This is a genomic window from Alistipes sp. 56_sp_Nov_56_25 (genome assembly GCF_001915285.1).
GTDB classification, from domain to species: Bacteria; Bacteroidota; Bacteroidia; order Bacteroidales; family Rikenellaceae; genus Alistipes; species Alistipes shahii.
In genome coordinates this window covers 19,714-28,103 of record NZ_MNQF01000023.1, presented here as the reverse complement: position 1 = coordinate 28,103, position 8,390 = coordinate 19,714, and the positions used below count along the sequence as shown (strand labels likewise).

The 8,390-nt window shown below is 64.0% G+C and carries 3 protein-coding genes; 1 reads left to right on the top strand and 2 read right to left on the bottom strand.

The genetic code is table 11. The features are described from left to right. Positions 1-180: 180 nt before the first annotated feature. On the top strand, positions 181-5,451 hold the full coding sequence (locus BHV64_RS07375) for an MG2 domain-containing protein (protein ID WP_288115695.1): 5,271 nt from the start codon (positions 181-183) through the stop codon (positions 5,449-5,451). 75 nt (positions 5,452-5,526) lie between these two features. Here BHV64_RS07375 and BHV64_RS07370 read toward each other — a convergent pair whose 3' ends face one another. Beyond that, on the bottom strand, positions 5,527-7,104 hold the full coding sequence (locus BHV64_RS07370; protein WP_022061576.1) for a beta-N-acetylhexosaminidase: 1,578 nt from the start codon (positions 7,102-7,104) through the stop codon (positions 5,527-5,529). Between the two features lie 11 nt (positions 7,105-7,115). Continuing rightward, on the bottom strand, positions 7,116-8,300 hold the full coding sequence (locus BHV64_RS07365; protein WP_149887641.1) for an FN3 domain-containing metallophosphoesterase family protein: 1,185 nt from the start codon (positions 8,298-8,300) through the stop codon (positions 7,116-7,118). Positions 8,301-8,390: the final 90 nt, after the last annotated feature.

The window sequence follows — 8,390 nt, the reverse complement described above, 5'->3', positions numbered from 1 at the left end:
GAACTCAATAGTTTGGATGCTATTAAGTTACTAAAAACCAGAAATATGCACAACCTTTCATTTGTCATTTTACTAACTTTTTAATTCAACCAACGGGTTTTTGACATATTTTATATATCTTTGGTGGAAGATATGCGCACCCCGCCGTATCCAACGCAAAGTTACCTAAAAAAACGCACCATGAAACCATTCCGCGCCGCATTGTTTGCCCTCATCGTCCTGCTGTCCGCCGCATGCAGCCGCCCGGCGAGCGACATCGTCGAGTCGTCGACCAACGGACTGTCGGGCGTCCGGATGCCGGTTCAGGTGACCCTGCGCGAGGGCGTCGAACTGGCCGAAGACGACCTGGAGGACGCCGTATCGTTCACCCCGTCGGCCGACGTCGAAGTTTCCCGGCTGGGCGTGCGGACGCTGCGCATCGTCCCGAAATCTCCCCTGAAGAGCGACACCCGCTACAAGGTGGCGCTCGACGCATCGAAACTCACCGGCGGAAAGGCCAAAGGCGTCGCCGAGTTCGAATTCTCGACGCCGAAACTGCGTTTCTCCTACAACCCCTGCTGGTTGCAGCAGAGCGACGACCTGAAATACTACGTGCTGGTCGGCGAAACGGTCTCGTCGGATTACGCCGCCGACGACTACGTGGAGCAGCGGCTCAAGATCAAGGGACTTCTGAAACCCGAAGTGACCTGGACCCATTCGGAGGACGGCACGGTCCACAAATACCGGGTCGAAAACATCCCGACCCGCAGCGACGAAAGCTACAAGCTGACCCTCGACTTCGACCTCGACCCGAAGCGGAACGTCGAGATGGAGGTCCCCCGCAAGGGCGAATACATCGTACTGGACCACACCGTGCAGACCGAGCCGCTGGCCGTGGTCGTCACCTTCTCCGAGCCGCTCAAGCCCAACCAGGATTTCAGGAACCTGATCCGCTTCGACCCGAAATTCCGGACCTCGGTCGACCGGAACCGCCTCTACATCTACCCCGAAACGCAACTCACGGGGAACTACGAGGTCGAAATCAGCCGCGAGGTGCAGAACAAGGCGGGGCGCCGGCTCGACGAAAGCTACACCTTCACCGCGGCGCTGCCCTCGCAGGCCCCCGCGATCCGCTTCACGGGCAAAGGCTCCATCCTGCCCTCGTCCAACCGCATGAGCCTGCTGTTCGAATCGGTGAACTTCGCCCGGGCGCGGGTGCGCGTGCGGAAGATCTTCGCCAACAACCTGCTGCAATTCTTCCAGCGGAACTACTACGGCGACACCTATTTCTCCGACATGGAGTACGTCTCCCGCATCGTCCGCGACACGACCATCGACCTCGGAGACAAGGCCTCGACGCGGCTCGACCGCACCAACAGCTACTCGCTCGACCTCAGCCGCCTGATCACCGACAGCCGGAAGTCGATGTACCTGCTCGAAATCAAGGGCGTCGACCCGCTGATTCCGGTTGAGAGCAACGATTACGACTACTATTTCGGCGACTACCGGACCTACGCCGAGCGGTCGAAGGTCGTCATCCAGTCCGACATCGGCATCATCTGCAAGAGCAGCGGCGACGGGGAGCTGATCGTCTACACCACCGACCTGGTCTCGGCGCGCCCGAAAGGCAGCTGCAAGGTCCGGGCCTACGACCGCCAGAACCAGCAGCTGGCCGAAGCCGTCACCGACTCCGAAGGACGCGCCGTGCTGAAATGCGGGGACGAACCCTACACGGTGCTGGCCGAGGCTAACGGCGACGCGGCCTTCGTCCGGGTGGAGCGGGGCGCGGCGCTTTCGTTGAGCAATTTCGACGTGGGCGGCACGACCGACACGAAGGGGATAAAGGGCTATCTGTTCGGCGAACGGGGCGTCTGGCGCCCGGGCGACGAAATTTACCTCACGCTGATCGTCGCCTCGGACAACCCGCTGCCGGAGAACCACCCGGCGTCGCTGGAGTTCTACAACCCCAACGGGCAGTTGGTGCAGTCGGCGGTCAGCAGCGGTTCCACGGACGGAATCCATACGTTCAAATTACGGACGACGCCCGCCTCCCCCACGGGAATCTGGCGCGCGAAAGCGACCTTCGGCGGCGCGACGTTCGAGAAAAACATCCGCGTGGACGCCGTCAAGCCCAACCGGATGAAGATCGAGATGCGCCTCGGCGACGGACAGACCGTCGACGCGAAAGAGTTCACCGGCCGGCTGACGGCCCGGTGGCTACACGGCGCACCGGCCGCAGGATCGAAAGTCACGCTCCAGGCGCAGCTGTCGCAGATTCCGACGCGCTTCAAGGGTTACCCCGACTATTCGTTCGACGACGCCACGAAGCAGTTCGCCCCCGAGGAGCGGGAGATCGTCTCCGGCACGACCGGCACCGACGGCGCGCTGCAACTGACCACCGACCGGCTCTCCTCGCTGGAAGGGTTGAGTCCGGGGATGCTGAACGGCAAATTCACCGTCAAGGTCTTCGAAAAGAGCGGCGATTTCAGCGTCGACCAGCAGATCGCGGCCGTCTCGCCCTACAACGCCTATTTCGGAATCGGCGTAACCGCCCAACAAAGCGACTGGGGCGAGGAGTACCTCGACAGCAAACGCGACCATGCGCTGCGGCTCGTCCTGCTCGACGCCCGGGGCCGCCCCGCGACGGGCACGGAGGAGGCGACCGTGACGGTTTACAGGATGAGTTCCTACTGGTGGTGGGACGCCTCGTCGGCGGCTTCCCAGGCCCGCTACGCCAAAAGCGCGCTCAACGCCCAGTACAAAACCCTGCGGGCCACCCTCTCGAACGGCACGGGACAGGTCACGATGCGCTGGAGTGCGGGCGATTACGGCTATTACCTCATCCGCGTGACGGGCGCGCGGCAGGCGCATTCGGCGACGTGCGTCGTCTGCGTGTCGTCGTCCGATCACCGGGGCGGCATCTCCTCGGTGACCGACGCCGCGACACGCCTGGCCATCGCCCGCGACAAGGACAAATACGTGCCGGGCGACAAGGCGAAGATCACCATCCCTTCGTCCCCGGGCGCCCGGGCCTTGGTGAGCGTCGAGAGCGGCAGCTTCGTCCGCGAAAGCCGCTGGATAGCATGCACCGACCGGCAGACCTCCTTCGAGATTCCCGTCAGGGAGGGCATGGCCCCGAACGTCTACGTCTCGGTGACCCTCGTCCAACCCCACGGCAACACGCTCAACGACGCGCCGATCAGGCTGTTCGGCGTTCTGCGGCTTCCGGTCGAGGACGCCGGCACGCGCCTGGCGCCCGTCGTCGAGATGCCCGAATCGGTGAAACCCGAGTCGGAAATCACGATCCGGGTCCGCGAGCGGAACGGCAGGCGGATGAGCTACGTGCTGGCGCTGGTCGACGAGGGACTGCTGGGGCTGACGCGTTTCAGGACGCCCGACCCCTACCTCTATTTCAACGCCACCGAAGCGCTGGGCGTCCGCACGTGGGACCTGTTCGACCATGTCATCGGCGCCTACGGCGGCCGCATCGAGCAGCTGTTCGCCATCGGCGGCGACGCCGAGCAGCCGAACACCGGAGCGCTCCGGGCGCAGCGGTTCAAACCCGTCGTGCGGTTCCTCGGCGCCGAGAAGCTGGGCGCCGGGAAGACCAACACCCACAAGATCGCGCTGCCGCCCTACTTCGGGTCGGTGCGCGTGATGGTCGTAGCGTCCAACGGCCGCGCCTTCGGCTCCGCGGCGAAGGAGGTCGCCGTGAAAAAACCGCTTCTGGTGCAGGCGACCCTGCCCCGCGTGGTCTCCACGGAGGAGGAGATCGAACTTCCGGTCACGGTCTTCGCCCTCGAAAAAGGGGTCGGCAAAACCGACGTCCGGGTGAGCGTGAACGAAGCGTTCTCCGTGGTCGGGCCGCAGAGCCGGAGCGTCGTCCTCGGCGACGAGGGCGAACAGGTCGTCACCTTCCGGCTCAAGGCGGGCCGGCAGACCGGAATCGGGAAGGTCCGCGTCACGGCGGCCTCTTCCGGCGACAACTCCGCCTCGGAGATCGAGATCGACGTGCGGGAGCCGAATCCCTACGTCACGACCTCGGAAGAGCACATCCTCCAGCCGGGCGAAACGGTCTCCGTCAAGCCCCTGAAAGCCTCCGGAACGGCCCGTCTGGAGCTTTCGTCGATTCCTCCGATCGACCTTTCGCGCCGCCTCGAATACCTCGTGCGCTACCCCCACGGCTGCATCGAGCAGATCACCTCGGGAGCCTTCCCGCAACTCTACCTACACTCCATAGCCGAGTGCGACGAAGAGATGTTGCAGGACATCGACCGCAATATCAAGAGCCTCCTGTCGCGGCTGGGCGGCTATCAGCTCTCCAACGGCGCATTCGCCTACTGGAGCGGCGGAACTTCGCCTTCGGAATGGGGCACGGCCTACGCGGTCCATTTCATGGCCGAAGCCGCGAAATACGGCTACGCCGTCGACCGGACGACGCTCGAACGCGCACTCAAATACCTGCGCGGCAACACCTTCGACAATCCGCTGACGCTGGCCTACGCACAATACGTCCTCGCACTGGCCGGCACGCCCGACCGGGGCGCCATGAACCGCCTGCGGGAGAGGTCGGCGCAGGCCGGCAGCGACGCGCGATGGCTGCTGGCCGCAGCCTACGCCCTCGACGGCAACCGGAAGGTGGCCGAAGAGCTGACCGCACAGACCGCCGGCACGGCGGCTCCGAAGGCCGACCCCTACGACGGAACCTATAACAGTCCCGAACGGCAGATGGCGATCGTGCTGATGACGCAGACGCTGCTCGGACAGCGCGAAGCGGCGTTCCGCACGGCCCTCAAAATGTCCGACATCCTGAAGAAGGACAAGTGGTTAAGTACGCAGTCGACGGCCTGGATGCTCAACACGCTGGCGAATTTCGCCTCCACGGGACAGACGGGGATCGACGCCCGGATCGGCCGGGAACCGATCCGAAGCGCCAAGTCGATCGCCTCCATGCCGCTCACCGCCCCAACCGAAGTGAGGAACACCGGCACGGGCAGCCTCCATCTGGTCGTGAGCCAGAGCTACACGCCCGGCAAGGGCGAGGAGGCGGAAGCCGCAAGCAGCCTGAAGATCGACGTCCGCTACCGGGACATGAACGGCGCGCCGCTCGACCCGCGGTCGGTCGCCGTGTCGACGGACTTCTACGCCGTGGTGACGGTCACGAACACCAGCGGCTACGAGCGTTACGCCGACCTGGCCCTGACGCACATCGTCCCGGCAGGCTGGGAGATCACCTCCGAACGGGACCTTTCGACGGTCACCTACCAGGACATCCGCGACGACCGGGTTTTGAGCTACTTCGACCTCCGGAGCGGCGAAAGCAAGGAGATCCCGATCAAACTCACGGCGACCTACAAGGGCCGCTACTACCTCCCCTCGGTCTGCTGCGAGGCGATGTACGACAACTCGGTGCGGGCGCTCCGGAAGGGCGAATGGGTCGAGGTCGTCGGGCAGACGCCGGCCGGAAACTGAACGACACGGCCCTGAAATAACGGAACATCCCCGTAATGCATGCGCATTACGGGGATGTTTTTACGGACCGGACGGCTATTCGTCCTTGCCTTCGAAGAAATAGGTGGCGTAGTTCAGCCCTGCGGCATCGTAGCACTTGCGCAGGGAGTTCATGCGGTGTTTGAAGTCGTCGAAATCCTTGCGGTCGTAGGACCAGCCCACCTCGGCGATGGCGGCCAGACGCGGCAGCAGCATGTGCTTCAGGTGCGGGAACGTGGCGATATACTCGGTCCACAGGTTGCCCTGCACGCCGAGGATGTAGGCACGCTCCCCGGGCGTAAGCTGGTCGTAGGGGTCCAGTTCGTAGACCTTGCGCATCGGGACATAGCCGCCGATGGCCATCGGCTCCTTCGTCGGGGTCTTGGTCTGGTAGTAGTCCAGGTAGCAATGGACATTGGGCGCCATGATGACGTGGTTGCCGGCCTTGGCCGCCGCAATGCCGCCCTTCGAGCCGCGCCACGACATGACGGTCGCCGTGGGCGAAACGCCGCCTTCGAGAATCTCGTCCCAGCCGATGATCTTCCGGCCGTGCTCGCGGAGCCACTTCTCCATGCGGCGCACCGTGTAGCTCTGAAGCTCGAACTCGTCCTTCAGCCCCTCGGTCCGGATGCGCTCCTGACACAGCGGGCACTGTTTCCAGCTGTCCTTCGGACACTCGTCGCCACCGATGTGGATGAACTCCGAGGGAAAGAGTTCGAGCACCTCGGCGAAGACGTTCTGCAGAAACTCGAACGTCGTCTCCTTGCCCGGGCAGAAGACCTCTTTGCTGATGCCCCAGCGCCGGCGCACCTCGTAGCCCTCGCCCTTGCAGCCCAGCCACGGATAGGAGGTGAGCGCCGCGACGGCATGCCCCGGAAGCTCGATTTCGGGAATCACCGTGATATAGCGGTCGGCGGCGTATTTCACGATCTCGCGGATCTGCTTCTGCGTGTAATAGCCGCCGTGAGGCGTCTTGTCATACTCGCTCGAGGTGTGATGGTGGCCGATGAGCGTCTCCCCGCGCACCGATCCCACGCGCGTCAGCTCGGGGTATTTTTTGATCTCGATACGCCAGCCCTGATCGTCGGTCAGGTGCCAGTGGAACTTGTTGAGCTTGTGTATGGCGAGGATGTCGATATACTCCTTGACCTCGTCCACCGTCCAGAAATGACGGCAGGGATCGAGCATGCCCCCGCGGTGGGCGAAATAGGGTTTGTCGCTGACCGTCACGGCGGGCACGACGCCTTCGCCGTCGATGACCAGCTGGCGCAGGCTTTGCAGGCCGTGGAAGACGCCCTGCGGCGTTCCGCCGCGCACCTCGACGCCCGAAGGAGTCACGGCGAGCGTATAGGCCTCGGCCTCCAGCGAGCCGTCCACCGCCAGACGGACGTCGCCCTCGGCGGCGGTTTTCATCACCCCTCCGACGACAGGCGCGACCTCCCCGGCAAAAATCCGGGCCGAGCGGCGCAGTTCGGCATTCTTGCCGACGCCGATCACGGTCGACGCGGTTACGGTGAACGTCCCCGCGCCGGGTGTCACCGAGAGGGGTTTGGGAACGATGTTGACCTCGGGTCCCGCCCCGAAGGCCGCGCACGACAGACCGACGGCGCACAGCGAAAAAAAGAGTCTCTTCATATTGATTCAGGTTATGGTTGAAATTGTGGTTTCAGCGGAAATTCGTGCGTATGGACCGTCTTGTCGCGGGGACCGGCGATCCGTACGCGGATCAGGCTGTCGGCGACATCGCAGCGCACGCAGCTTCGGTTGTCGTTGACCACGATCGGGAACTTCGCGTCCCGTTCCCCGGCGGGATGGAACGAATAACGGTGGTCGTGGCCGCAGAGCATCAGGTCGATCCCGGCCTCGTTGAGCACCGGCACGAAGAGTTCGTTCAGGTGAACGCTCCCGTGCCAGGCCCCGGCCGCAGGCGGGATATGGAGCAGGACGATGCGCGCCGAAGCCGTGAGGAACTCCTCCGAGCGCACGGCCTTTTTCAGCCACGCGCACTCCTCGGCGCGGTAGGCGTCGTAATCGGCCAGCCCGTTGTACTCCGCATGGTCGTCGGGCTTGTCCTCGCCGCAGTCGAGCAGCAGGATACAGACGTCGCCGTAGCGATAAATGCCGTAGAACCGCCCGTCCCGCCCGGGAAAATAATCCCCGAGGCTGTCGGCGAAGACGCCGCGCGTCTCGTGGTTGCCGCGGGTGAAGAGAATCGGCGTCCCGGCAGCGAAAAGCGCGGCCGAAGCGTCGAGGTAGTCCTTGAAAAGCTGCTCCCCGCTCTCGACGCTGCTCGACATGTCGCCGTTGAAAGCCACGAATCCCAGTTCGGAAAAGTCCACGCGTTTGCAGAGCCGGGTCAGGACGTCGGCCTTGCCGTGGATGTCGTTCAGCACGAGGAACGAGCATCCGGAACCCGCAGCCGGAAAGGTGCGGAACCCGTAGGCCCGGCGCCGCGACGCATCGGCGCCGACAGTCTTTCCATAGGTGACGTTGTTGACGTCGGGCCACGACTGAACCTCCTGCGAAAAGATCCGGTAACGGTAGTCGGTCCCGGGTTGCAGCCCCCGGACACGAACGGCGTGCAGCGTCCTGCCGGCCAGCTTGCGGCCGGCGACGGTCTGGTAATGGCGCGGCTGCGGCGGTGCGGGCGCAAGGCTGTCGGCGGGCGACGCCTCGACCCACGAAAGCGCGGGCCTGTTGGTGGTCCAGACCACCGTCACTCCGTCCTGCGACATGTCGCACAGGTAAGGCCCGTGCGTAATTCGGAATTCCTGTGCGGCGGCCGTCAGTGCGAAGGCCAGTCCCGCAAACACGAAAAGCAGTTTCTTCATCCCATTTCCGGTTGATCGCCTCGTCGGCAAAGGCTTCGGTCCCCACGCAGGCGGGAGGCCGGATTTTACGCTACGCAAGATAGCGATTAT

What these genes read in the sequence shown, in the direction of transcription:
- BHV64_RS07370 (WP_022061576.1), bottom strand. Translation starts at nt 7,104, where the DNA reads ATGAAGAGACTCTTTTTTTCGCTGTGCGCCGTCGGTCTGTCGTGCGCG.
- BHV64_RS07375 (WP_288115695.1), top strand. Translation starts at nt 181, where the DNA reads ATGAAACCATTCCGCGCCGCATTGTTTGCCCTCATCGTCCTGCTGTCC.
- BHV64_RS07365 (WP_149887641.1), bottom strand. Translation starts at nt 8,300, where the DNA reads ATGAAGAAACTGCTTTTCGTGTTTGCGGGACTGGCCTTCGCACTGACG.